This window comes from Campylobacter sp. GB48, from assembly GCF_049221845.1.
GTDB classification, from domain to species: domain Bacteria; phylum Campylobacterota; class Campylobacteria; order Campylobacterales; family Campylobacteraceae; genus Campylobacter_D; species Campylobacter_D lari_C.
This window is the reverse complement of the sequence record NZ_JBMJAR010000007.1, coordinates 1-25,041: the sequence shown is the minus strand read 5'-3', so window position 1 is coordinate 25,041 and position 25,041 is coordinate 1. Positions and strand designations below refer to the sequence as shown.

Annotated in this window: 24 protein-coding genes, 4 tRNA genes and 1 other RNA gene; 10 read left to right on the top strand and 19 right to left on the bottom strand. The window is 31.4% G+C overall.

The features are described from left to right. The first annotated feature begins 45 nt into the window (after positions 1-45). Complete coding sequence (locus ACOTVC_RS05125) at positions 46-1,059, top strand: flagellar hook capping FlgD N-terminal domain-containing protein (protein ID WP_214097997.1); 1,014 nt, start codon at positions 46-48, stop codon at positions 1,057-1,059. 4 nt (positions 1,060-1,063) lie between these two features. Then, positions 1,064-2,689 (top strand): flagellar hook protein FlgE, encoded by a 1,626-nt coding sequence (locus ACOTVC_RS05120; protein WP_421627879.1) that lies wholly within the window; start codon positions 1,064-1,066, stop codon positions 2,687-2,689. 10 nt (positions 2,690-2,699) lie between these two features. Here the strand turns inward: ACOTVC_RS05120 and ACOTVC_RS05115 are convergent, their stop codons facing one another. Continuing rightward, a complete protein-coding gene (locus ACOTVC_RS05115) occupies positions 2,700-3,143 on the bottom strand; it encodes a hypothetical protein (protein WP_115646321.1) in 444 nt (147 codons plus the stop codon). Between the two features lie 52 nt (positions 3,144-3,195). Here ACOTVC_RS05115 and ffs point away from each other — a divergent pair. Next, positions 3,196-3,293, top strand: an RNA gene (gene ffs / locus ACOTVC_RS05110) — signal recognition particle sRNA small type. A gap of 4 nt (positions 3,294-3,297) precedes the next feature. Here the strand turns inward: ffs and ACOTVC_RS05105 are convergent. Continuing rightward, positions 3,298-4,521: an HD domain-containing protein gene (locus ACOTVC_RS05105; RefSeq protein ID WP_087690273.1), complete on the bottom strand. Its 1,224-nt coding sequence runs from the start codon at positions 4,519-4,521 to the stop codon at positions 3,298-3,300. A 134-nt stretch (positions 4,522-4,655) separates the two neighbouring features. Here ACOTVC_RS05105 and ACOTVC_RS05100 point away from each other — a divergent pair, with 134 nt between their 5' ends. Beyond that, a complete protein-coding gene (locus tag ACOTVC_RS05100) occupies positions 4,656-5,327 on the top strand; it encodes a WG repeat-containing protein (protein ID WP_263662116.1) in 672 nt (223 codons plus the stop codon). Positions 5,328-5,397: 70 nt separating this feature from the next. Here the strand turns inward: ACOTVC_RS05100 and ACOTVC_RS05095 are convergent, their stop codons facing one another. Genes ACOTVC_RS05095 through ACOTVC_RS05085 form a run of 3 tightly spaced genes read right to left on the bottom strand, consistent with a single transcriptional unit; the run spans position 5,398 to position 8,985 of the window. Beyond that, entirely contained in the window at positions 5,398-6,378 is a 981-nt protein-coding gene (locus tag ACOTVC_RS05095) for an ABC transporter ATP-binding protein (RefSeq protein ID WP_421627877.1), read from the bottom strand. Continuing rightward, positions 6,378-7,961: an ABC transporter permease gene (locus ACOTVC_RS05090; protein WP_421627876.1), complete on the bottom strand. Its 1,584-nt coding sequence runs from the start codon at positions 7,959-7,961 to the stop codon at positions 6,378-6,380. The genes ACOTVC_RS05095 and ACOTVC_RS05090 overlap by 1 nt, the downstream gene beginning before the upstream one ends. A 19-nt stretch (positions 7,962-7,980) precedes the next feature. Further along, positions 7,981-8,985 (bottom strand): Fe(3+) ABC transporter substrate-binding protein, encoded by a 1,005-nt coding sequence (locus tag ACOTVC_RS05085; protein WP_039619437.1) that lies wholly within the window; start codon positions 8,983-8,985, stop codon positions 7,981-7,983. A 189-nt stretch (positions 8,986-9,174) separates the two neighbouring features. On the opposite strand from ACOTVC_RS05085, the gene cgb reads away from it, so the two are divergent. Continuing rightward, positions 9,175-9,603 carry a single-domain globin Cgb gene (gene cgb / locus ACOTVC_RS05080; protein ID WP_039619438.1) on the top strand — a complete coding sequence of 143 codons (429 nt, stop codon included), beginning with the start codon at positions 9,175-9,177 and terminating at the stop codon, positions 9,601-9,603. Positions 9,604-9,626: 23 nt separating this feature from the next. Here cgb and ACOTVC_RS05075 read toward each other — a convergent pair whose 3' ends face one another. Genes ACOTVC_RS05075 through ACOTVC_RS05035 form a run of 9 tightly spaced genes read right to left on the bottom strand, consistent with a single transcriptional unit; the run spans position 9,627 to position 18,154 of the window. After that, positions 9,627-10,100, bottom strand: coding sequence for a GlcG/HbpS family heme-binding protein (locus ACOTVC_RS05075; RefSeq protein ID WP_214115154.1), 474 nt, complete (start codon positions 10,098-10,100; stop codon positions 9,627-9,629). A gap of 9 nt (positions 10,101-10,109) precedes the next feature. Then, positions 10,110-11,738 (bottom strand): multidrug ABC transporter permease/ATP-binding protein, encoded by a 1,629-nt coding sequence (locus ACOTVC_RS05070; RefSeq protein ID WP_421627873.1) that lies wholly within the window; start codon positions 11,736-11,738, stop codon positions 10,110-10,112. Positions 11,739-11,740: 2 nt separating this feature from the next. Further along, on the bottom strand, positions 11,741-12,313 hold the full coding sequence (locus tag ACOTVC_RS05065) for a type II secretion system protein (protein ID WP_214115156.1): 573 nt from the start codon (positions 12,311-12,313) through the stop codon (positions 11,741-11,743). Continuing rightward, complete coding sequence (tsaD, locus tag ACOTVC_RS05060; RefSeq protein WP_039642452.1) at positions 12,310-13,317, bottom strand: tRNA (adenosine(37)-N6)-threonylcarbamoyltransferase complex transferase subunit TsaD; 1,008 nt, start codon at positions 13,315-13,317, stop codon at positions 12,310-12,312. The genes ACOTVC_RS05065 and tsaD overlap by 4 nt, the downstream gene beginning before the upstream one ends. Next, positions 13,314-14,702, bottom strand: a complete 1,389-nt coding sequence (locus ACOTVC_RS05055) for a M99 family carboxypeptidase catalytic domain-containing protein (protein WP_214099437.1) — start codon at positions 14,700-14,702, stop codon at positions 13,314-13,316. The genes tsaD and ACOTVC_RS05055 overlap by 4 nt, the downstream gene beginning before the upstream one ends. Then, entirely contained in the window at positions 14,699-15,778 is a 1,080-nt protein-coding gene (gene dxr, locus ACOTVC_RS05050; protein WP_214116400.1) for a 1-deoxy-D-xylulose-5-phosphate reductoisomerase, read from the bottom strand. Before dxr ends, ACOTVC_RS05055 begins: the two co-directional genes overlap by 4 nt. Further along, positions 15,775-16,503 (bottom strand): phosphatidate cytidylyltransferase, encoded by a 729-nt coding sequence (locus ACOTVC_RS05045; protein WP_214116402.1) that lies wholly within the window; start codon positions 16,501-16,503, stop codon positions 15,775-15,777. The genes dxr and ACOTVC_RS05045 overlap by 4 nt, the downstream gene beginning before the upstream one ends. 11 nt (positions 16,504-16,514) lie before the next feature. Then, the gene (locus tag ACOTVC_RS05040) at positions 16,515-16,847 is read right to left on the bottom strand and encodes a hypothetical protein (protein WP_421627870.1); all 333 of its coding nucleotides are present in this window, start codon (positions 16,845-16,847) and stop codon (positions 16,515-16,517) included. 2 nt (positions 16,848-16,849) lie between these two features. Continuing rightward, entirely contained in the window at positions 16,850-18,154 is a 1,305-nt protein-coding gene (locus ACOTVC_RS05035; protein WP_421627869.1) for an NFACT RNA binding domain-containing protein, read from the bottom strand. Positions 18,155-18,195: 41 nt separating this feature from the next. Here ACOTVC_RS05035 and ACOTVC_RS05030 point away from each other — a divergent pair, with 41 nt between their 5' ends. The 3 genes from ACOTVC_RS05030 to ACOTVC_RS05020 are packed head-to-tail and all read left to right on the top strand — an operon-like array spanning position 18,196 to position 20,132. Beyond that, positions 18,196-18,795, top strand: coding sequence for a molybdenum cofactor guanylyltransferase (locus ACOTVC_RS05030; RefSeq protein WP_047208706.1), 600 nt, complete (start codon positions 18,196-18,198; stop codon positions 18,793-18,795). Further along, on the top strand, positions 18,758-19,732 hold the full coding sequence (locus ACOTVC_RS05025) for a phospholipase A (RefSeq protein WP_047208707.1): 975 nt from the start codon (positions 18,758-18,760) through the stop codon (positions 19,730-19,732). The genes ACOTVC_RS05030 and ACOTVC_RS05025 overlap by 38 nt, the downstream gene beginning before the upstream one ends. A gap of 1 nt (position 19,733) precedes the next feature. Next, the gene (locus ACOTVC_RS05020; RefSeq protein WP_039619457.1) at positions 19,734-20,132 is read left to right on the top strand and encodes a hypothetical protein; all 399 of its coding nucleotides are present in this window, start codon (positions 19,734-19,736) and stop codon (positions 20,130-20,132) included. A gap of 22 nt (positions 20,133-20,154) precedes the next feature. Here the strand turns inward: ACOTVC_RS05020 and ACOTVC_RS05015 are convergent, their stop codons facing one another. Then, complete coding sequence (locus ACOTVC_RS05015) at positions 20,155-21,507, bottom strand: Na+/H+ antiporter NhaC family protein (protein WP_421627867.1); 1,353 nt, start codon at positions 21,505-21,507, stop codon at positions 20,155-20,157. A 134-nt stretch (positions 21,508-21,641) separates the two neighbouring features. On the opposite strand from ACOTVC_RS05015, the gene ilvD reads away from it, so the two are divergent. Beyond that, entirely contained in the window at positions 21,642-23,318 is a 1,677-nt protein-coding gene (gene ilvD, locus ACOTVC_RS05010; protein WP_421627866.1) for a dihydroxy-acid dehydratase, read from the top strand. A 75-nt stretch (positions 23,319-23,393) separates the two neighbouring features. Here ilvD and ACOTVC_RS05005 read toward each other — a convergent pair. From ACOTVC_RS05005 to ACOTVC_RS04990, 4 genes are all read right to left on the bottom strand, one after another. After that, positions 23,394-23,481 (bottom strand) — tRNA-Ser (locus tag ACOTVC_RS05005). 33 nt (positions 23,482-23,514) lie between these two features. Next, positions 23,515-23,588, bottom strand: a tRNA-Cys gene (locus ACOTVC_RS05000). Between the two features lie 16 nt (positions 23,589-23,604). Next, positions 23,605-23,693: transfer RNA gene (locus tag ACOTVC_RS04995), tRNA-Leu, on the bottom strand. 9 nt (positions 23,694-23,702) lie between these two features. Beyond that, positions 23,703-23,777, bottom strand: a tRNA-Gly gene (locus ACOTVC_RS04990). A 184-nt stretch (positions 23,778-23,961) separates the two neighbouring features. Between ACOTVC_RS04990 and ACOTVC_RS04985 the strand changes: the two genes are divergently transcribed. After that, positions 23,962-25,041 (top strand): cache domain-containing protein (locus ACOTVC_RS04985; RefSeq protein ID WP_421627864.1); only part of this gene is annotated, 1,080 nt, incomplete at its 3' end.

The window sequence follows — 25,041 nt, the reverse complement described above, 5'->3', positions numbered from 1 at the left end:
ATATTTTTTGCTTTAAGCTTTAAAAACATATAAAAAAGGATTTTTATGTCAAATATAAATACACAAACTCTTCAAGGTCCTTTAGCAGCACTTAATACCAAAGATATGCCAAATGCTAAAGGAAATACCAGAGCTGGAGAAAGCGGTGGGGATGATGGATTGATTTACAATCCTGGAGCAGAACTTGACAAGGATGCATTTTTAAAGCTTCTTTTAATCGAACTTCAACATCAAGATCCAACTGATCCTATGGATACTGAAAAAATGCTTACTCAAACGGCCCAACTTTCAGCACTTGAAATGCAAGATAATACCAATAAGACCATGACTCAACTTGTAAATGCAATGACTAAATTACAAAATTCTATCGCAGCAAGTACAGGTATGAGCGCATTAGCTGCGGTTGGTAAGCTTGCAACAGTTAAAGACAATTATCTTGTAGTAGCAGATGATGATATACAATTTCAAATTAATATGTATTTACCGCAAGAACCACAAAAAGGTAAAAAGACTGATATTGACACTGAAGATTTTGAACTTAAGAAAAATGGCGAAGATAAAATAGATATTACAGGTAAAGTGGATAAAGAAATAGCTGAACCTGGTGAAACTATATATGTAAAATTAGTTGATGATAAGGGTCAAGAAGAAACCGTTAAAGCAGTAGTTGGAGAAGATCAAACATTTAAGATTATAGGACATACTCCAAGTGTTGATATAAAAACAGCAAAAATTGATTCAGCTTACAAATCAGATAGCGAACCTGTAACATTTACTATTTATAACGAAGCAGGAGATCCTGTAAGAACAATGAAGGTTAAAGATATGACCGCTGGTATGAAGCAAATTGTTTGGGATAGAACAGATGATAGCGGAAACCCTGTACCATCTGGAAAATACTATGTAAAAGCAAGCTATATAGGAGAAGATGGAAAAACAGTTAATTCAACATATGGTGCCTATCCTATTACTGGAGTTAAATTTGAAGAAGGTGAAGCCTTAGTTGGTATGGGTGGTAGCTGGGTTAAATGGGAAGATATTAAAGAGATTACAGGATAAAATTATGTTTACGGCATTTTACAATGGAGTAAATGGGGTAAAATCCCAAAGTTATGGTATAGACAATACAGCTCATAATATAAGCAATGTAAATACGGTTGGATTTAAATACTCTGATGTAGCTTTTAAAGATGTATTTTACAGTACCATAACAACACAGTCATACAACAAAGGTCAAACTGGTTATGGTAGTGTAGCAGGAGCTACAAATGATATTTTCGAACAAGGTCCAATAGTTTCTACCGATAATGAATTTGATGTAGCAATTGCTGGAAAGGGCTTTTTTGGTGTAAGTAATGGCAATGGAGTTTATTACACTAGAAATGGCGCTTTTAAACCTGATGCAAATGGATTTTTAGTAGATTCAAATGGTAATTATGTGCTTGGAACTATGAATCCATCATTAAAAGAAATTCAGCTAAGCGATAGGGTTTCAAATATGTTTGGTCAAGTTATGGGACAAAAAGTTACCACGGCTTGGAGTGGAACGCCTGGAGAAAATTTCCAAATAGGTGGAGTTAATACTCAAGGACCTATTTCTGTACCTAAAAATCTTTATTTGCCACCTCAACCAACACAAAATATCACTTGGAGTGGAAATTTAGACACAAGCACTAAAACAGAAGCAGTAAATGTAGATGTAGATGCTTCTAAATTTGAATTTAGTAAAAATGAAGATGGTAGTGTAAAAATTTCAGGTAGTGTAAAAGATGAGCAAATTTATGGCTTAAAACCTGGTGATACTATATATTTTAAAATTACTGATGAAAAAGGTGCTAGTCAAACATTGCAAGCTACTTTAGATGAAAATTTAGCTTTTAGTATTGATAATCAAAAATTAGATAAAGTAGATTTAGAAACAGCTAAGCTAGAATCATCTCATTTAAGTGTAGAAAAAGAAGTAGCTGATAGTACAGAACTTTCTGCAAAATTAATTAATCCTGATGGTTCTACTAGCTGGGTTAAGGTTAAATTAGATAGAGTTTTACCACAAAATGGCACAGACTTAGAATACAAAGCCGTTGCTCAAGTATATGATAATGATGGCAATAAAATAGGTGGAACAACTGAAGGTTTAATCACCTTTAACGAAGCTGGAGCTTTAGTTTCTAATACTCTAAATTCAGTAGATAATAATGGCACAAAAGTCAATATAAACCTTGGTTCTTACTATGATCCAAATATACCAAATTCAGGTTATGATGGACTTCATGCTTTAAAAAATAAACAACCTTCAGTGCATACACAAACAGATGGCAAAGGCGAAGGGTTTTTAAATAATTACTCTATCAACACAGATGGTACTATTATCGCCACTTTTACCAATGGTGATCAAATAGCTATGGCTAAACTTGCTTTGTTTAATTTTACCAATGAACAAGGTTTAGAAAAACTAGGAGAAAATCTCTATGGACAAACTGGCAATAGTGGCAACCCAACCTTTTTACTCGATGCCAATGGAAATTTCAGTACAGCTACTTTTGAAGGTGGAAAACTAGAGCAATCAAATGTGGATTTATCGGTAGCTTTTACAAACTTAATCACCTTACAAAAAGCTTATGATTCAAGTAGTAAAAGTATCACAACAGCTGATCAAATGATACAAAAAGCAATCAACATGAAACGCTAATTTTAGCCTTTCATGATGACTCTTTTGAATTTTTTTCTAAAATATATTTTATTTCTTGCTCAAAAAACTCATATACTCTAAGTTGCACTAAAGCTTCTTCTTCATTTTTATCCATCAAACGCTCAAGCCTATGAAAATTAATCTTTTTTGCATATCTTGGATTTTTTTTTAAAAGCAAGGCAATATTTTTAAGCAAAGCATCCAAGCTAAGCTCATTTTTTAAAACTCTATCTACATATTCTTTAGAAGTTTGTACTAAAATAGCCTGCCTACTTTTATCATCTGGATAAACTTCACTTGCAATATCAGCTAAAACTTGCCAAATTTCTGCTTTTATATTTTTATTTGCCACGATAATGGCAGCAAAAGATTTTGCTCTAAATTCTAAAGACAAATGACTAGGAACAAAAAATTCTCTAAATTTAGACAAAAAGTTTGCAAATATACTCAACATACTTCACCTCAATGTTTTTTAAGATATTTTAAGGTATTATTTCAACTGCCTTCTCTTAGACCTGTGCAATGCTATTTTTAAGCACCGCTTCAGGGTGGGAACACAGCAGAGCACTTAGACTTAGTGTGTGCCGCAGTCATCTGGGAGAGGGTTTTTAAAGTTTAAAATACCCTTTAATATCCTCACAAATTCTAAAGAAATTTACTCCATTAATAGTCGGATTTGTTTTAAAATATTCATACATTCCCATAAAACCGCTTTCAAGCTCTTTAGACTTTACTCCATAGCTAATTGACAAAGCTGCTTCTATAAAAGCTGCTAATTTATCACAATACTTCAAAGCCTTTCCATCAATAGCCTTAAAACGATCCTCATTAACCGCATCTAAACTACCACTATAAACACTTGGTTTGTTATTAAAAATACGATTTTCAAATTCATTTTTTACAAAGGAACTTACTTCATTTTGTCCTTCTCTAATACCAAGTATATAACTAAATTCTTCTCTAAAAGATAGTGGTATAAAAGGTAAAATTTTCTCATTAATAAGCTTCATTTCATACTCATTGATGATTTCATTTAAACCATCTATGCCATATTTTACCGGAGAGATGATATCTCTAGTTAAACTTTCAGGCAAATCATGAAACAGCGCACAATAAAAATTGCTTTCTATTCTACCATCGCATGCTTTTACTTCTAAAGAATAAAAATAAGACAAAATAGCCACTACAAGCATATGTCCTAAAACCGCAGTTTCAGGAATCCTTGGAGTTTGCGCCCATCTTTTTTGAAAACGCAAGCGTCCGCTTAGATCGATTATTTTAGAAATTTTTTGATTAAGAGCTATTTTTCTTGCGCCAATTAATTCATAATAATCTTCTAATTCTTCTTCAACCTTAGCCTTAATCTCATCAATATCACTTAAAAACGAGCTAGTTTGATAAACTATATTAAACTCCCACCTTGTCGCAAAATACGAAGCAGCTTTTAAAATAAGCCTTTCTTTTGCATAATCTTTACCTTGCAAAAAAAGCTCATAGCGTTTTAAAAATGCACCATTTTCTATATCTTGAATCATCGGTGCGATTTTACTTAACACCCAAGCACTTACTTGCTCATTTTTTGCACGCGTTATCTCATGATACACATCAGGGCGTATATCAGTCACTACCACCCTGCTTAAAAACTCAAAAATCCCCGCTTCTATAATAAAGCGCATATTGACATCTTTTTCCATTTTAGCAATGAAATAAGCGATGATAAATTTATGCGCTTGTTTATCAAGCTCGACTAAATTTGTCATTCTAGGATAATCATTCCACCTTGATATAGAAGCAGCTTTAAAAATATGCTCTATTAATTCTACACTAATCATTTATTTCCTTTTTTTTGCTGTGATTTTACTTTATTTTATAATCTTTAGCAAATTTTATTTTGATATTGTGATTTGATATTTTATTGTAAAATAATCTTTAAAACTTATCATCAACATAAATACGAGGTTCTACCATGATTAAATTAAACAACAACCAAGGTTTTGTAAATATAAATGGTAAAAAAATGATGTGGCCGATTTTTGATGAAGTTTTATTTTTTCACAATGATATAGCAACAGTAAAACTCAATGGCAAGTGGGGCTTAATAAATAAAAATGGAGATTTTATAATAAACCCAATATATGACTATATTAGTCACCTTAATGAAAATTTTATAACTATTCAAATAGGTAATAAGTACGGTTTCGCTGACAAAAACGGAAAAATTATAACTGAACCAAAATTTGACGATACGAATGGTTTTTACGAAAATTTGATATCGGTTTTAATAAACGACAAATGGGGCTTTATTGACACAAATGGAGAATTTATAATAAAACCTAAATTTGATTATGCGGGAAATTTTAACGAAGGACTTGCAGATATAAAACTAAATGAAAAATGGGGGTTTATAAACAATAAAGGGGAAATTGTTATAAATCCTATATTTGATGAAGTAGAGAGTTTTAGCGAAGGCCTCGCAAAGATAAAATTAAACGAAAAATTTGGGTTTATAGACAAAAGTGGAAATATTGTTATAAACCCTATATTTGATGAAGTAGAGAGTTTTTATAATAAAGCCGCAATAGTTCAGCTAAATGGAAAATGGGGCTTTGTAGATACTAATGGAAACATTATAAAATAGCAAATATAATTTGATATTATTCCAATTACTAGAACTTTTATTTTCGCATACTCATTATAATTTTAGCAAATTAAAAACTTTCTATATCACTTAACTTAAGATAAACCTCATCATTTTTACTAAGCTCTTTATGATGATAAATGCTAAAAATATGTCTTTCCAAACTCACGCTTAACTCATAAAAATCCCCATAAAATACGCATTCTAAAACATTGGCTTTTAAAGGGGTTTGTGAAGTTGAAATTTGTATATCATTAGGGCGTAAAATGCCATTTTTACTTTGTAAATATGCTTTGAATTTCTCATCTAAAATTGTATTTGGATCTATAAGAAATGCCTCGCCCAAAAAGCAAGCACTATCTATATTTTTAGGCTTGTAAAAAAGCTCTTTAGCGCTTCCATAGTCTAAAATTTTCCCATCCTTAATCAAAGCGATATTATCTGATAAATAAAAAGCATCGTCTTTATCATGTGTGACAAAAATAGCACTAAGCTTATGCTCTTTTAAGATATTTTTGATTTCTTTGCGCATTTTAACGCTTAAAGTGTGATTTAAATTTGAAAAAGGCTCATCAAAAAGTATGATTTTTGGCCTTGCGACTATGGTTCTTGCTAGTGCTACTCTTTGGGCTTGCCCGCCACTTAGTTCATTTGGATAGCGCTTTAAAAGTGTCTTTAAATTTAAAATTTCTAAAACTTCATCAAGTCTTTGTTTTTGCTCGTTTTTACTTAAAGAGCTTATACCAAAACATATATTTTCTTCTACATTTAAGTGCGGAAACAAAGCATAGTCTTGAAACAAAACTCCCACATCACGCTCTTGTGGGGCTAAATACACATTCTTAGAAGCAACTAGTTTATCCCCTATATAAATGCTACCATCATTGATTTCAAAAAAACCTGCTATACAACCAAGCAAAGAACTCTTACCACAGCCACTTTCTCCCAAAATACTGACAATCTCACCTTCTCTTAAACTCAAAGAAATTCCTTTTAAAACCTCTGTTTTTCCAAAAGATTTGTAAAGATTGTCAATTTTTAAGATTTCCATTATTGTCCTTTTTGATTGTTTTTATTTTGCAAATAATGCATTAAAAATGTAGGGATAATCCCAAATAACACTATAATCAAAGATGGCAAAGAAACATTGTAAATTAACTCATTTTCACTATAAGCAAACACAAGCGATGAAAGCGTTTGAAAGCCTGAAGGTGAAAGTATAGTCGAAATAGGCAATTCTTTTAAAATATCCACACAAATAATCACCACAGCCAAAGCCAAATAATGCTTCATCAAAGGAAAATGAATTTGAGTGAAAATTTTAAGTGGTTTTGATTTTAAGGTTAAATTTGCATAGTCTATGTTTTTAGAAATTCGCTCATAGCCTGATTGAGTTGCAAAAATCCCTGAAGCTAAAAATCTCACAAAATACCCAAAAAACAACACTAAAAATCCACCACCTATGGCATATTCAAAAGACAAAAGATCAAAAATATAATTTAACACACCCAAAATCACTAAAATTCCTACAGCCACCACAGCTCCAGGTAAAGAATACCCCAAAGTCGTAAGCCAAAGGATGGCTTTAGAAGCTTTTGTATCATTTAAACGCACCACAAAACACAAATAAAATGCCACTCCCACAATAGTAAAAGAACTCGCCAAAGCCACGCTAAGGCTATAAAATGCAGGTGTTAAGACATTGCTTAAATTTTGTATAAAATCAAACCCAGTCCAATAAACAAGCCATATAATAGGCACGACAAAAGCTAAAAATGCCACTAAAAAGCACCATAAAAAGGCTAGAAATGCCTTAAAGCCTTTTAACTCATCTTTTGGAGTAGGCAAAAACACATTTTGATTAAAGCCTTTTTTACCTCTTTGAATTTTTTCTAAAAGCATTAAAAGTGCGATAAACACAAGCAAAGCTACGCTCAAAGCCACAGCGCTGACTTCATCACCACCACTTCCCCATGTTCTAAAAATTCCTGCACTAAAAGTATCTACACCAAAATACGCCACCAAACCATAATCACTCAAAACTTCCATAGCCACCAACAGCAAAGCACCCACTATACCCACACGACAAAATGGCAAAATCACTTTAAAAAATGTTTTTAAATTAGAAGCTTTCAGTGTTTTAGCACTTAAAATGATATTTCCAAGTCCATAAGCAAAGGTATTTTTAGCAAAAAAATACACATAAGGATAAAGTGCAAAAGATAAAATCACAATCACCCCATAAGCATTCATGATATCTATACGCCTATCAACACCTAAAAAAGTAGGGATTAAGCCTTGAAATTCAAACAAATCAATCCAAACAAAACCCATCACATAAGAAGGTATTGCCAAAGGTAAAATCAAAAACCATTCAAAAAATTTCGAGCCAAAAAATTTATAAAAAGCTATCAAATAAGCACTAACTAAACCTATAATCAAACACAATACTAAAGTCCCAAACAATATAAAAGCACTACCAAAAATATATCGTGGCAAGACATTTTTACTCAAATGTTTTAAGGTATTAATATCTATAAAAGGAAGGTGCAAGATAATAGCAAGTATAGGCAGTATGATTAAACTACAGAAAAAAAAGGTGGCAAAAGACCACCTTAGACTTAAAAATTTCAAATTTTATTTTTCCTTAAAATTATTTCCATTGAACTTCATCAAAAATCATTAAAGCTTCTTTAGCATTACCCCAGTAAGCTTCAAAATTTGGTTTTTCGATTTTAAACTCACCCCATGATTGTAAAATTTTAGCAGGTTTTACTTCTTTGTTTACCGGATACTCATAATTTTGGTTTGTTAAAATTTCTTGTGCTTCTTTTGAAAGCATAAACTCGATAAATTTAACCGCAGCTTCTTTATTTTTAGAAGTTTTTAAAACACCTATACCACTTACGTTAATATGCGTTCCTCTATCATCTTGGTTTGGAAAAATCACTTTTACTGAATTTGCAGCTTCAACATCTTTAGGATTTTTTGAATTTGCTAAGTGTCCTAGATAATAGCTATTTGATATAGCTACATCACCTTCTTTGGCATAAACTGCACGAATTTGATCACGATCTGCGCCTTTTGGAGTACGTGCAAGATTATTTGCTATGCCTTGAGCCCATTCTTTTGCTTTTTCTTTACCCAAAGTATCAATCATTGCACTTAACAAAGAAATATTATAAACATTATTTGAACTTCTTACTAAAACTTTACCTTTAAATTTAGGGTCAGTTAAATCTTCATAAGTTTTAATCTCTCCATCTTTAACTCTATCTTTAGAAGCAACGATAATTCTTGCTCTTGTTGTAAAAGCATACCATTCGTTGTTTTTACCTCTTAATTCTTTTGGAGAAAGTTTTTCTAACTCAGGAGAACTCACTGAAACAAAAAGATTATTTGTGCGAACTTGTTCTAAATTTCCCGCATCAGCAGTCATAAATAAATCTGCTTTTGAATTTTTACCTTCAACTTCCAATCTTTTAGCAAGTTCATTAGCCTTAGCTTGCACCACATTTACACTAATGCCTGTTTTTTCTTGAAATAATTTGAAAATTCCTTTATCGCTATCATAATGACGATGAGAATAAATCGTAAGCTCTTGAGCACTTAAACTCATAGCAGCTAGTAAAGATAGTAAAACTACTTTTGCTTTCATTTTATAAATTTCCTTAATTTAAATTTTGAAATTGATAAGGATTATTATATTAATAATTCACTTTATATTTACTTAAATTGATACACATAATCATTTTAAAATAAAATGATACAAAATTAACATAAATCAAGATATTTTTTCTCTCATTTTTATATAATCATCAAAAATACAATATACAAAGGAGAAAAAATGACACAAGAACAAATTCAAATCATCAAAGATTGTGTGCCGGTTTTACAAAAAAATGGTGAAGTTTTAACTAAAGAATTTTATAAAATCATGTTTGAAGAATATCCTGAAGTAAAACCTATGTTTAATATGGAAAAACAAGCTTCAGGCGAGCAACCAAAAGCTTTAGCAATGGCTATTTTAATGGCAGCAAAAAATGTAGAAAATTTAGAAAATATGAGAAGCTTTGTTGATAAAGTAGCTATCACTCATACAAAATTAAATGTCAAAGAAGAACATTACCCTATAGTAGGTGCTTGTCTTTTAAAGGCTATTAAAGTAGTATTAAATGCAGATGAAACTACACTAAAAGCTTGGGAAGAAGCTTACAAAGCTATCGCACAATTTTACATAGACATTGAAAAAGAAATTTATGCAAAAGCTAAGTAATCATAGGCTTTGATTTTCAAAGCCTATTTTAAAAACGCTATCCCTGCTTTAGCTATTTTTACATCCTCATCTAAGTGTGCTCCACCCACACCTATACCACCAACAACAACTCCATCTATAAAAATCGGCACCCCACCAGGCATAATGGAAAACTTATCATCTAAATAACGAATATCTTCAGGTATTTTACCCTCTTTTACACCTTTAAAAATAATCGCTGTTTCTCTTTTTTGTGAAGTAGCCGTGTAAGCTTTTTTATAACTAGCATTAAGCGTATGCACACCCGCTTTATCATCTCTTAAAACTGCTAAAATTTGACCAGATTTATCTACTATGGTAATGCTTACATGAAAGCCATTTTTTCTTGCTTCTTTCTTTGCAAGCTCCAAAATCCCTTCAACCATTTGTGTAGTTAACACAGGCTCTTTTACGAGCTCAAAAGATTTTGCCATCAAGTTTACTCCTAAAAATACACATAAAATGAGTAATTTTTTCATTTTTTTCCTTTAAAATTTTTCTACCGCATTTTTTGCTAATTCTTTTATATCGCCTTTTAATTCACAAATTTGACCATTTTGTGCGAGTAAAATTCTATCAGCCATATCAAAATACACATCATCATGAGTTATAGCAAATATAGTAATACCTTTTTGCTTTAAAAGTGGCAAAAGTTTAGTATAAAAAAACTTTCTAAACATAGGATCTTGATCGGCAGCCCACTCATCTAAAATCAAAATATCTCTTTTTTCAAGCAAAGCATTAAGCATAGCTAGACGCTTTTTTTGTCCAGCTGAGAGCTTTATAGTGCTAAAAGTATTTTCTACAAGCTCTACTTTTTCATTTAGCTCTAAAATTTCAAGCCAATATACCAAGTCCTCTTTGCTAAATTTCTCATCTTCTAAAACATGCTCAAACAAATGGAAATCACTAAAAATCGCACTAATTAAACTTCTATACTCATAAATATTTTCTGAAGTTATTTTTTCATCATCTAAAAAAATATTTCCTTTAAAGTCTGTAAAAAGCCCTGCTAAAATCATAGAAAAAGTAGATTTACCGCTACCATTTTTACCTATTAAAAATACACATTCGCCTTTTTTAAGCTCAAAATTTACAGGTTTTAGTGTAAATTTTTCATTGTATGCAAAAGATACATCTTTAAAAGAAAGTTTTTGCCAAGTTTTTTTATTTTGACTGAGTTTAAACTCATGAGAATAATTTTCTAAATTTAAATTTGAAATTTTATCTAAAGCGATTTTTGCCATCATAAGTGTAGGAAAACTCCCTATCATAGCTCCAAGTGGCGCTCTTAAAAAAAGCACACTTAAAGCAATAGTCGTAGCACTTTGCAAACTAGCAAGTTCATAGCTTAAAGCTATATAAAACTCCACTCCTACTAAAGCTAGCATAGCACTATTACTCCAGTTATTAGATAAAATATGCAAGATATTTCCCATAGTGGAACTTTTTTTCTTTTTTAGGGCATTTTTTTCAAACTCATTTTCATAATAATACTTTGCTCTTAAAGGATTTAAGGTTAATTCTTTATGTCCTTGTAAAATATTTTGATAGTTTTTTTGCAAAGCATCATCATTTTCTCTAGCATTTTTAAAATAAAAATACACCTTGCTCATCAAAAAATTATCCACCAAAAAAACACACACTATCCACGCTAAACATAAAAAGAAAATTTCCAAAGAAAGATAAGCTATATAAGCACTTACACAAATAATCAAAACACTTGATTGTATAAATTCAGGAAGCCTTAAAAGCCCAAAAGAAATACTACGCACATCATTATTTAAAGAAGCTAAAATCTTTGCTTTGGTGGTGTTTAAAATACTCAAAACACTTGTATCTAAAATTTGTTTTACAACCCTTCTTTGCATTTTAAAAATAAAGCTTTGCCCAAACGAGCTTAGAGCAATTTCTACAAAAGAAGAACTCGCAAAAAATACAAGCAATAAAAGCACAAAATACACGATAATATTTGAGTTTTCAAGACTGGTTTTTAATAAAAACTCATTAATAAAAACTAAAGTCAATACACCTAGTAAGCTTGTAAAAATACTAAAAAGCAAAAAAAGAATGATTTTAAGTTTATTTTCTTTAAAAAGAATAAATATAAATTGCAACTTTAGTTACCACTTAAAAAATACACCCTAGTAGCTAAGTCTTTAAAAGCTTTAGAGCGGATTAGACTTTGACAAGCCTTAGACTTTGAAGTACTTGTAAATTCACTTTGACTAAAAGCATTTAAAGCCTCATCTAGTTGAGTTTTTATACTTTGATTTTTAGGATCTTTCAAAGTTTGATTTTTTAAATCTGCTATATTTTGGGCTTTGCTTTTTTGGGTACTATCAACTATAAATGCCAAAAGTAAAACACTTTCTTTATCTACAAAAAGCACTTTAAAACACTGCTCATCATTTCCTACACTAAAATCAAGTTCTTTGGTGAAATTTTGCAAATTTGATAAATCTTCATTTTTTATATTTGCTACATTACTCATCAAAGCTATACTGGAAAGACTTTCATTTTTTAACACATAAGAACTTACATCATTGATAAAAATTTTTAAATTTCCTAAAGCTTGAGCTGTGTTTGCTTCATCTTTACTTGCGCTAAATTTTGGCAAAGCAACCGCAGCTAAAACCCCAAGTATAATCACAACAAACACAAGTTCTATAATAGTAAAAGCTTTTTTCATAACACGCCTTGTAAGTTTTTTACCTTAGGGCTTATAAGATCATCTTCAATACTTACAAATTCTTTACGCTCATAAGCTTCGCAAGCTGCTCTTGCTATCATCAAAGCATTGTCTGAGCAATACTCAAGTGGAGCTAGCAAAAGCTCACATTGATAGCTTTGGCATAAATGCTCTATTTGACTTCTTAAGCTTAAATTTGCACTAGCTCCACCTACTATGCCAAAACGTTTAAATTTATACTCTTTAAAAATTTTTTCTAACTTGTTTAAAATATGCGCTATGGCTGCTTTTTGAAATGCAAAGGCGATTTTACTTTTACGCTCTAAGCTTAACTCTTCTTTTAAAATTTCCAAACGCACTTGGTTTTTAAGTCCTGAAAAACTATAAGCTAAGTCTTTAGAATGGAGCAAAGGTATGCTAAATTCTAAATCACTTTCTTTTACATTTTTAGCTAAATTTTCTATGATGGCCCCACCAGGATAACCAAGCTCCATCATCTTAGCTACTTTATCAAAGCTTTCTCCAAAGCTATCATCAGTTGTTCTTGCTAGTTCTGTGATTTTACCTTGCTCATCGATAAAAAGCACCATAGTATGCCCACCACTTACAAGTAACACACCCATATCAAAACTAGCTTTTTTATCTAAAAACATAGAGTAGATATGTCCTTTTAAGTGATTAATCGCTATGAGTGGTAAATTTAAACTAATGGCAAGCATTTTAGCCATAGCAACCCCGCCTATTAAACTCACACTAAGACCAGGTTCATTTGTAACTGCTATAGCACAAAGCTTATCAAAGTATTTTTGGCATTTTTCTAAGATTTTAGGTAAAGCTTCGCTGTGTAATCTTGCTGCAAGCTCAGGCACCACCCCACCATAAACGCTATGAGCATTTTCTTGAGAAATCTTTGTATGAAAAATGCATTCAAAACTACTTTTATCTATGATGGCAATAGAACTATCATCACAAGAGCTTTCTATGGCAAGGATTAAGCTTTTCATTGAAATTCCACTAAAATCATACCAATAAATTTGTCTTTTTGCTCTGCTTTTTCTATGGCTTTTGCAGGTATGTTTGCTTTTTTGATTTCTTTAAAATTTGTCTTTTTTTCTAAGGCTTGATCTGCCAAATTTGCATTTTTTAACTCATAAAATTCCACTCTATAAATTTTTCTTTTTTTATCTAAAGAATAACGGCTTTGCATTTGACTTTTACTTATCTCTATACCACTTTCATCATTACCCCTATCAAAACCTATGACATTAACTCTTACACCTACAATAGAAGGAATTTTAAAACTATCTTTTACCATGATTTTTTGAGCAAAGCTAGTTTGTATGTTTTTTCCATCCACTATCATTTCAACACTATCTAGGGCATTTGAAAATTCAAAGTATTCAGGGTATAGTCTAGTTTGCAGGCGATTGCCGTAATTGACTGAGTATGAATTAGCATTTGAAATCACTGCTGTAATTTCATTGCTTGCTTCATAATTTAAAGCTTGATTAACAGGGAAAGGCAAGAAATTTATAGCATTAGTAGGCTTGTCAAGATAAAGTAAAATTTTATCATTAAAAAGTCTTACTTCTAAAGGCTTTTCAATAGCTCTATAAACCCCATTTGGAGTTAGCTCAAAAGTTCTTTGAAATTCTATATTTGCCTTTTTTAGATAATACTCCACCGCCAAAAGATGATAATATACTCTTAAATGGGTTGGTAAATTTTTGCTTGCCTCATTTGCAAAAGCTGCTTTATGATTGGATATTACAAAATAAGTCAAAGCTTTTAACATATCTTTATCATTATTTTCCTGTGTTTTGGTGTTCTTTAAATGATATTGATGTTCTTCTTTTACCAAAGCTTTATTGATATTTTCCACTGCTTCCTTGGCTATACTTTCTAAGTCTGCATATTTTGTAGAATTTACCTCACTTTGATCAATAATACTGGTATTACCCCAGCGGTTTGGATTTTTATCTTTACTTTCATATTGAGGTCTATAAAAACCGCTTCCATCGTGTAAATTTATAACCATATTTACCTCAGGATCCAAAATAAGCTTTTTTATACGCTCTATAGTGTGAAAATCAGGATCGCTTTCATCTATATGAGCAAATTTTCTATTTAAATCTCCAAAATTTCCTCTATTTCTAGCAATAATACTTTCAAAGGCTAAATTTGGCGCGACAATAATTTTACCTTTAGTGATATTATAATCACTCAAAAGCAAACTAGCAGCATGAAACCCACCTGGTTCATCTCCTTGTATGCCTCCAAGGATTAAAACTGTGTTGTTATCATCTAAGCTTTTTCCATTTTCTTTCACACTAAATTCTAAAGCAAAAACTGCATTTATAAAAATCAAAATACTTAAAAAATATCTCACTTCATTTCCTTATCTAAATAAAGCCTTACTTGTTTATCATACTCAAAAACATCTTCAATTTGGTTAATCTTTGGTACACCAAAATGATCTAATGCTTTAAAAATTCCTTTAGCTATGTCTAAAAACTGCACTTTTTGAGCTAAAAATTTATACACCATATATTCATTTGCACTATTTATAATCACACCCAAGTCAGGCTCTTTCAAAAGCTCATCTTTGAGTGAAAATATAGGATATTTTTTTAAACTAATTTTTTCAAATTTTAAACTCGGCATAGCTAGCAAATCCAAATTTTCTATAAAGCTTTGATCATGCTCATCTAAAATCGCTTGAGCTATAGACAAACGCATATTTGCATGAGAAAAATACGCACTTATACCACCGTCTTTAAACTCACACAAAGCATGCACTAAAGATTTTCTTTCTATCAAAGCATCTATTTGCTTAATACCATAAAGATGATAAGCTTCGATGATTTCAAAAAGCTTATTGCACATACTAGCACTATCTATAGTGATCTTAGCTCCCATACTCCAGTTAGGATGCTTGAGAGCTTCTTTTACACTGACATTTTTTAAATCTTTGATTTTATAATTATAAAAGGCCCCGCCACTTGCTGTGATGAAAAGCTTTTTAATGTTTTTTCTTTTATCTATCAAGCACTTTAGTGCTGCATGTTCGCTATCTATGGCTTTAATTTTGGAAGTGTCAAAAAATTTCCCTGCTACTACTAGGCTTTCTTTATTTGCCAAGGCTAAAGTTTTACCAAGCTTTTGCGCCATAAGACTTGAGTTTAACCCTGCAAAACCTACTATAGCATTTATCACCAAAGAGCTTTTACACTCAGCTATCATCGCTTTTAAGCCCTCTTGGCCACAAAAAATCTTATCATGATCAACCAAGGTTTTATCTTTTTCATCTTGGATACATACAAATTTAGGTTTAAAAAGAGCTATTTGCTCATTTAAAAGCTTGATATTTTTACCACAAGATAAAGCTTCTATGCTTATGTTTTTTTCTTTAGCAATAAAAAGAGTATTAACCCCTATACTTCCCGTGCTTCCAAGTACAATCATACTAAAGTTGCCATTGCAAATGCTGCAATGATAACAGCATCAATTCTATCTAAAACTCCCCCATGCCCTGGGATTAAATTACCGCTATCTTTAATGCCTGCTTGTCTTTTAAAATAACTCTCAAGTAAATCCCCTATCACAGCAAAAATAGCTACTATTAAAGATATATAAATACTTTTTACCAAGCTAAATTCAAAAGAGCCTATGATAGTTCCTAAAATCCCTGCACAAACTATGCCACCAACAACCCCTTCTAAGGTTTTATTTGGGCTTGTTGGAGAAAAAGCTCTCTCACCAATGAGTTTTCCTATAAAATACGCCCCACTATCGCAAGCAACGACAATCGCTATAAGCCAAAACAATACAAACATACCCTCATAGCTTAATACTTGATAGAGCATTAAAATAGGCAAAGTAGGATATATATAAGGCATAAGTTCATTTAAATTTTCACTTTTTTTATAAACTAAATATCCCAAAATCAAAATCAAAGCCATAAGTCCTATAAAGAAAGGTTTATCTAAAAATGCTCCTATTGCAAAAATACACAAAGCCACAAAAGCACTTGCATGTTTGCTTTTAAACATAGCTTTTGCTTCATTAAATGCCAAAAACAATAAAACACCAAAAATCGCAAAATTAATAAAAAAATTATCCACTAAAGCAACAACAGCTATCACAGCTATCATCACAATAGCACTAAAAATTCTTGTCTTTGAAAACATTTTTATCCTTTCTATATACTTAAATCAAGCAAGTGAGAGCTTTTTTTAACCACTTCTTGCTCTTCTTGTTCATCTTCATCTTCTTGCTCTTGTTCTTGTTCTTGTTCTTGATGATGTTTAGAATGTTTCCTTTCTTCCTCTTGTCTTTCTTTTACTTCATCGCTTACTTCGTGGGTTTGATTAACTTTTTCAAGTTTTTCAACTGCCTTTTCTTTTGCTTGAAACTCACTCATATTTACTAAAGTTGCAAAAGAATCTTTTGCTAGTTCATTGCTTACTTGTGCTGAATGTACCGGTGCATTTTGGTTAGCATAATTAACGCCACCTATGGGACTTATAGGCATATTCACTCCTTTAAAATGCTTATAGTCTTATAATTTGTATAATTTACAAAAGCCTTTTCTCTAACCTTAACAAAATTCTTACTCGTATAATCGACCAAATAAGCTCCAGAGCTTAGCTTGGAAAATTCCACACAAAGTTTTGCTGCAAATTCTAGCACTAATTGACTTATTTTTAATTTATTTGAAGTGATGATCACATGTGCACTAGGATAATCTTTCACATGCAACCAAATATCATCTTTTTTAGCTATTTTTAACAAGTATTCATTAGCTTTTTCATTGCGCCCTACGCTGATTTTAAACTCATCAAAATAAAAACTACTAACCCCTGTATTCAACTCTTCTTTTTTGGTTTTTTTACTTTTTTTAGGCATTAAAACTTCTAATTCTCGCAAAGAAGTGCTTTTAGTGATTAAATCTTTTAAATTGATTAAAAAATCAAGTTTTTCACTTAAAATTTCTCTTTCTATGTTGATATTTTTAGCCTTTTGTTTTAGCTTTTTAGCCATTTTATAAAATTCATTCGCACTGTTTTTAGGTGTATCTTCGAGTTTAAAAGCAAGTTCATTTGCATTAAAATCTTGCAAAATAAATTCTCTTTGATAATCTTTTAAAGAATTTAAATTAGCAAATAAAACATCTGCTTTTTGGCTTAATTCTTGAGCTTTTTTTAATAAATTGCTTTCTTGTTCTAAATTTTCTATACTCTCTTTAAGGGTAAAGATTTTTTTATCTACATTTAAAAGTTTATTTTCTTTTATGTCTTTTAAACGATCTTGCTGTAACTTTTTAGCACTTTCTTTAAAATATGCATTAAAATCATCAATCTTTACAAATTCTTCTTTGATCTCATAAGCTTTTAAAGCTTGGAGTTTTTCGCCTATTTTTACAATACGGTAGCTTTTATCTATATGGCGCAAAGCTTCTATGATAATATCATTAGTGTCTGTGATGATTACATTAGTGTTTTTTCCTGTAAATTCAAAATAAATCTTAGCCCCATAAGCTTTGTAAGATTTTTCTGATAAAACTTCAAAAGATAAAATTCTATTATTTTCTAATACTTCTAAATTTAAAATCTTTGCATTAGAAAAATATTTTTTTAACATAAAATCAAAAGGTGCATTATAGACTTTTGCTTGGAGTTTATCTTGGTAAATTCCACTTTTTCCGCGTGTTAAATCTAGTATAAAAGCTTGATGATCTAAGCTAAGCTCTAAGATATTATCATCAAGGCGTTTGAGATAATTTAGTCTTTGGCATTGTTTAAAATAATCTTTTATTTGTATTAAATCTGTATATTTCATAAATGTATTATAAAATATTTTGATGAATTTATGAGGTTTTTATGAGTGAAAAAATTCCCTATCCTTGTGTGATTTTATGTGGCGGAAAGTCTTCACGTATGGGAGAAGATAAAAGCTTATTGCAAGTAGATGATAAAAACTTAACTCTTTATCAATATGAAAAGATGTCAAAAATTTTTAATCAAGTTTTTATTAGCACCAAAAAAGATAAATTTCATCAAAAAAACTTAGCACTTATTTTAGATGAGGATTTAAACAACTATTCTCCACTCATTGCCTTAAATTCTATACTTAAACATTTTCAAAATACCTATGTATTTATCCTTAGTGTAGATACTCCGAGCATAAGTAAAGAAAGTATTTATAAGCTTTTTCATCATCTAAAAGCACAAAATATACTCTTAGCAAGCACAAAAAAACACAAGCATTATTTATGTGGATTTTATCATAGTAGAAATTTTGAAAAAACTTTGCAATTTTTACAAGAAAATAACCATAAACTAGCTCTTTTTTGTGATACAATGAAAGCAGAATTTATAGAATTTGAAAATGAAAATGAATTTATAAATTTAAATTATTTAAACGAATACAAAAAGTGGCTTCATGAAAAGGACAATTCTACCCATACTATGTGCTTTTAGTGCTTTAGCAAATGAGGATTTAATCAATCAAGCCTTAGAATATGAAAGGCAAGGTAAGTACAAAAAAGCTATGCAAATTTATAAAAGCTTAGCTTTAAAAGATACAGCAAAAACAAAAAATTTAGAACTTTCTCTTAATAATGAGCAAAATACAACAAAAGAACGCAAAATAGATGATTTTAACCCAAGAAGCGAAGCTTTGGCAAATTACCTTGGCACAGAAAAATCATACAATCCTTTTGGTATTAGCACGCATAATCTTAGTTATTTTATGCCTGTTTCTTATAGTTTTAGCAAAAGAGATTATAAAAGCACTGAAACTAAATTTCAAATTAGTCTTAAAAAAACTCTTTTTGAAAATCTTTTGGGTTTAAATGAGAGTTATAACATAGCTTATACACAAATTTCGTGGTGGCAGCTTTATGAGCATTCATCGCCTTTTAGAGAGACTAATTATTTGCCTGAATTTTTCATCAATTTTCCTATAAGTGGGCATGGAGCTTTTGAAAATTTAAAAAATGTACGTGTTGGTTTGTTGCACGAATCAAACGGACAAGATGATCCAAAATCAAGATCTTGGAATAGAATTTATCTAAGCAATGCGTGGTTTTTTGGGGACTTTGTGTTTATACCTAGGGTTTGGCTAAGAATTCCTGAAAAAAGCTCAGAGGATGATAATCCCGATATAGAAAAATATTTGGGTAATTTTGATATCAATCTTGCTTATACTCAAGATGATTATTTTATCAATATCTTATGGCGTAATAATTTAAATTTTGCTAATAACCGCGGTGCAGTGGAAATAAGCGGAGCTTATAAAATCTCTAACAATGGCTTGTATATTTACACTCAGTATTTTAATGGTTATGGTGAGAGTCTTATTGAGTATAATAAATCTTCAAGCAGACTCTCAAGCGGAATTTTGCTAATGTATTAAAATGGAAAAATTTTGTTTTATTAAGTTTATCATTAACGATGAAAAATCTTTTAAAAGATTATGTGAGTTGTTTAATTATATTAAAATTTTAAAAGATGAAAATTTACAAATAGAAGATTTATACACAGATGAAAGTATATATAATTTTTATAGCAAAAAAGAATTAGAATATTTCTCAAGCAAAGATTGCTGGGAATTTGATGATATTTTTGATTGTATAGGAAATGGAGAGTATTATTTTCACTCCATAGAAAAAATAGAGGAAAATATTGCCAAATTATATTTTTACCCCGTTTCTTTTCCTTATGGTGGAGTTGAACCTATAATCGAGTTTATAAAATCATTCCAAATGAAAATTCTTACAATTGATTGTGGTTATGTGGAAGAATTTGAATATTAAAAGCCTTTTTAGACTTTTAATATTAAAGCAAGCAAAATGCTATAACACTACCTAAGATAAGTAAAGAGCCATTAAAGCATAAAAAGGTTGGTATACAAGTATCTTTGATATGATCACCTTGCTTATCTGCATTAAGCCCTACGCTCACTCCCAAAGTCGTTTCACTAGCAGGCGATCCTGCATCGCCTAAAGCTCCAGCAACACCGATGATAAAAATAATCGCAGCAGGTGAAAAACCAAGTTCTATACATATAGGACAAAACAAAGCAGCGATGATAGGAATAGTACCAAAAGAACTACCTATGCCTATGGTAATTAAAAGCCCTATAGCTAGCATGATAAAAATAGCTAAAAAGTGACTTTGCTCCATAAAAGGCACGCTTGTTTTTACAAGCTCAGCTATACCTCCACTTTGTTTTAAAACCTCCCCATATCCTGAAGCAACAAGCATTACAAAGGCTATATAACCCATGATTTTAAGCCCATCATCAAAAACTAGATTAACTTTGTTATACTCTACTCCGCCCAAAACCACCATCAATACAAAACCCAAAAGTCCTGATAAAGGTAAATTATGCGTTAAAATTTGCAAAATCAAAGTCAGCAAAAGACCAGCTAAAACGCCCCATTCTTTTTTACTCATTTTTAAATTTTCAAAATCCATTTTGGCAATTTGCTCTTCTTGATATTCTCTTGGTTTAGCATAAAATACAAACACAGCCAAAAACAAACCAACTAGCATACAAATAGCCGCAAAAGCCATAGTTTGAGAAACTTCTCCTAGGCTAATTTGCACTCCATTTGAATTTAAATTATCCACAAGCAAAGTTTGAAAAATAAGCCCAAATCCCAAAGGTACCACCATATAAGGAGTTGTAAGTCCAAAAGTTAGCGCACAAGCAATAGCCCTGCGGTCTATTTTTAATTTATTAAAAAGCTTTAACAAAGGTGGGATCAATAAAGGCACAAAAGCCACGTGAATAGGGATTAAATTTTGTGAAAAACAAGCAATAAATGCCAAAGAAAGTATAAGTAAGTATTTTTTATGTGAAATATAATGCGAAACTATTTTGATCAAATATGCCGTTAGATTAGTTTTTGATATAGCAGCAGCCACTGCTCCAAGTAAAATATAACTTAGTGCTGTTTGTAAATTTCCTTGCATACCATCGATTAAAACTTTCATAGAATCCATCATAGCTTGCGGAAGTTGAGTAAAAAACTCCATCAAAGTTAAATGCTCTACATTCATAAATTTAGACCAAACACTTACAAAAAGCCCAGAAAGCAAAACACTAAGCAAAACATTAAACCTAAAAAAACACAAAAGCGTCATCAATACAACGCCTATAAATACTGGATTAGTTAAAAGCATTACTTTCCTTAAATCAAAATAATTGCACATTTTAAATAATTTTCTTTAAAATACCATTTAAGTTTAAAAAATTTAAGCAAAAATTGCAAAATAAAAGCATAAAATGATAGTTTTTACTTTAAAAAAGGATACAAATGAGAAGTGACGCGATCAAAAAAGGACATTTAAAAGCACCAAATCGCTCTTTACTTAGAGCATGTGGTTTAAATGATGAGGATTTTAACAAGCCTTTTATAGGTGTGGCAAATAGCTATATAGATATCATTCCAGGACATTTTTTCTTAAACGAATATGCAAAAATCATTAAAGATGAAATTCGTAAAAATGGTTGCATTCCTTTTGAATTTAATACTATAGGTGTGGATGATGGTATAGCTATGGGGCATGATGGTATGCTTTATTCTTTGCCAAGTCGTGAAATCATCGCAAACTCTATTGAAACAGTAATGAATGCACACCAACTTGATGCACTAATTTGTATCCCAAATTGCGACAAAATCACTCCAGGTATGCTCATGGGGGCATTAAGAGTTAATGTGCCGACTATTTTTGTGAGTGGTGGGCCTATGAGAGCAGGAGTAAATAAACACGGAGAAAAAATCAGCCTAAGTTCTGTTTTTGAAGCAGTGGGAGCTTATGAGGCTAAAAAAATCGATGAAAATGATTTAAAAGATATAGAATGCAAAGCTTGTCCTAGCGGGGGATCATGCTCGGGTATGTTTACCGCAAATTCTATGAATACTTTATGCGAGGCTATGGGTATAGCACTAGAAGGAAATGGAACTATTTTAGCACTTAGTAAAGAAAGAGAAGAGCTTTTAAGAAAGGCTGCGCGTAGAATTTGTGAAATTGCTCTAGATGAGCGTTTTAAAATTCGTAATATCATTACTAAAAAGTCCATTAACAACGCTTTAGTTGTTGATATGGCTATGGGTGGAAGCTCAAATACTATCTTACATATGCTTGCTATTGCCTATGAAGCGGGTGTAAATTTAGATATAAAAGAACTCAATCACATCAGTGCTAATGTAGCTCATATAGCCAAAATTGCTCCATCTTTAAATACTGTTTATATGGAAGATATACACAAAGCAGGTGGGGTAAGTGCGGTAATGGCTGAAATAGCTAAAAAACCAGGCCATATTTTAGAACTTGATACTCTAGATATTAGTGGAAAAACTTTAAAAGAACGTATTGAAACTGCTAGCATTAAAGATGAAAATATTATAAGAAAAATAGACAATGCTTATTCAAATGTAGGTGGACTTGCTATACTTTTTGGGAATTTAGCTGAGCAAGGCTGTGTGATAAAAACTGCAGGTATTATGGGTGAGCGTAAATTCAAAGGAAAAGCGGTTTGTTTTAATTCTCAAGAAGAAGCCATTAAAGGCATTATAAAAGGTAAAGTTAAAGAAGGTGATGTATGCGTAATACGCTATGAAGGGCCAAAAGGCGGACCTGGTATGCAAGAAATGCTTAGCCCGACTTCATTGCTCACAGGTATGGGACTTGGTGCTAAAGTTGCACTTATAACAGATGGTCGTTTTAGCGGAGCTACAAGAGGGCTTAGCATAGGTCACATTTCTCCTGAAGCTGCAGAAGGTGGGCTTATAGCGCTTTTAGAAGATGGCGATGAGATAGAAATCGATGTGGATACTTGCAGCATTAATGCAAATTTAACCCAAGATGAAATTAGCAAACGCAAAGTAAACTTTAAAATGCCTTATAAACAAGTAAATTCAAGATGGCTTAAAATGTATCAAAAACTTGTGAGCAATGCTAGCAAAGGCGGAGTTTTAGACTTAGAATAATTTTCTTAATTTCTTAGAGAAATTAAGAAATATCTTTTTAAATGTAAAACAAAAATATGAAAAATTATGTTAAAGTGGCCGGGAGAAAGGGATTCGAACCCCTGGAGGTGTGACCCTCAACGGTTTTCAAGACCGCCGCTTTCGACCACTCAGCCATCTCCCGAAAGAATAAAAATATCAAGTATTAATATCGCATTGGAGGCGACATCCGGATTCGAACCGGAGATCAAGGCTTTGCAGGCCCATGCCTTACCGCTTGGCTATGTCGCCTTGAGTTACCAAAAAGTGGTGCCCGAGGCCGGACTTGAACCGGCACGGAAGAAAAATTCCGAGGGATTTTAAGTCCCTTGTGTCTACCAATTCCACCACCCGGGCGGGTGATAATGGAGCGGGAAACGAGATTCGAACTCGCGACCCCAACCTTGGCAAGGTTGTGCTCTACCCCTGAGCTATTCCCGCTTAAATATAATGATAAGTCGAAATTATACAGATAAAAACTTAAATTTAAATAAAAAATATTTGTTTTTTTATTGCTAAAATATATCCCTATATTATATCAATGAACAAAAATTTTATTTTTTTTTAATTTTTTTAGTTTTACAATACACGTTTAAAAATTTAAAACCAAGGAGTGTCTAAACGCATGTTTAAATTTAACAGCTTATCAAATAAAATAACTATGATAGCTTGTTCTCTAATAGCTATTATATTAATAGTTGCAAATATAATCAACTATTATCAATCCAAAGAAAGCACTAGATATTATTTGGAAGAAATTCAGAAGAAAACTATGTTTGATGTAAATTCAGCTTACAATATATATTCTGGTGCAAAAAGAGAAGCAATTTCATCAATTGTTAAATTTGTAGAAAAAAATCCTAAAGTTGATACTGCAGAAATATTTGATATGTTAGAAACAATAAAAGAAGCTGCTGGCTTTAATGTGGTATATATTGGATTCAATGATGATGGAAAATTATATCAATCCAATAGAATTATCAGAAGTCCAGAAGAAACAGGTTTTGATGCAAGAACAAGATCATGGTATCAAGAAGCTAAAGCAGCAGGAAAGCTTGTAGTATCTGATCCTTATAAAAGTATAGAAGATGGTTCTATAACAGTTTCCTATACAGCTCCAATTTTAGTGAATGGAAAACTTTTAGCTGTTGTTGGTGGAGATTATGATTTGGAGAGATTTTCAAAAGATGTGCTTGTTATGGGTCATTCGCAAAGTTCATATGCAGCAGTTTATGATAAAAACGATGGTAGTATCATTTTTCATGAAGATAAAGACAGAATGCTTACTAAAAATGACCTGAGTATTAATATAGCCAATGCTGTTAAAAGCGATCCTGATTTAATAGATCCAAATAAAGAAGAATCCTTATTTTACGCTAAAGATGGAGCGGGTAAAACCCAAGTTGTAACTTGTAACCAAGCTTTAAATCCAAAATATGTTGTATGCTCCATTACAGATGAATCTGTATATACAGATGCAGTTAATAAAGTTTTATTCCAGCAAGTTATTATTGCATTAATAGCTATTATAGTAGCTTTAATTTTAGTGAGATTTGCTATTATTAAAAACTTAAAACCTATTGCAGTTATCACTACCGGCCTCAACTCTTTCTTTGATTTTATCAACTATAAAACCAAAGATTCAGCTATGATAGATGTTAAGACTAATGATGAATTAGGTGCTATGGCAAAAGCCATCAATGAA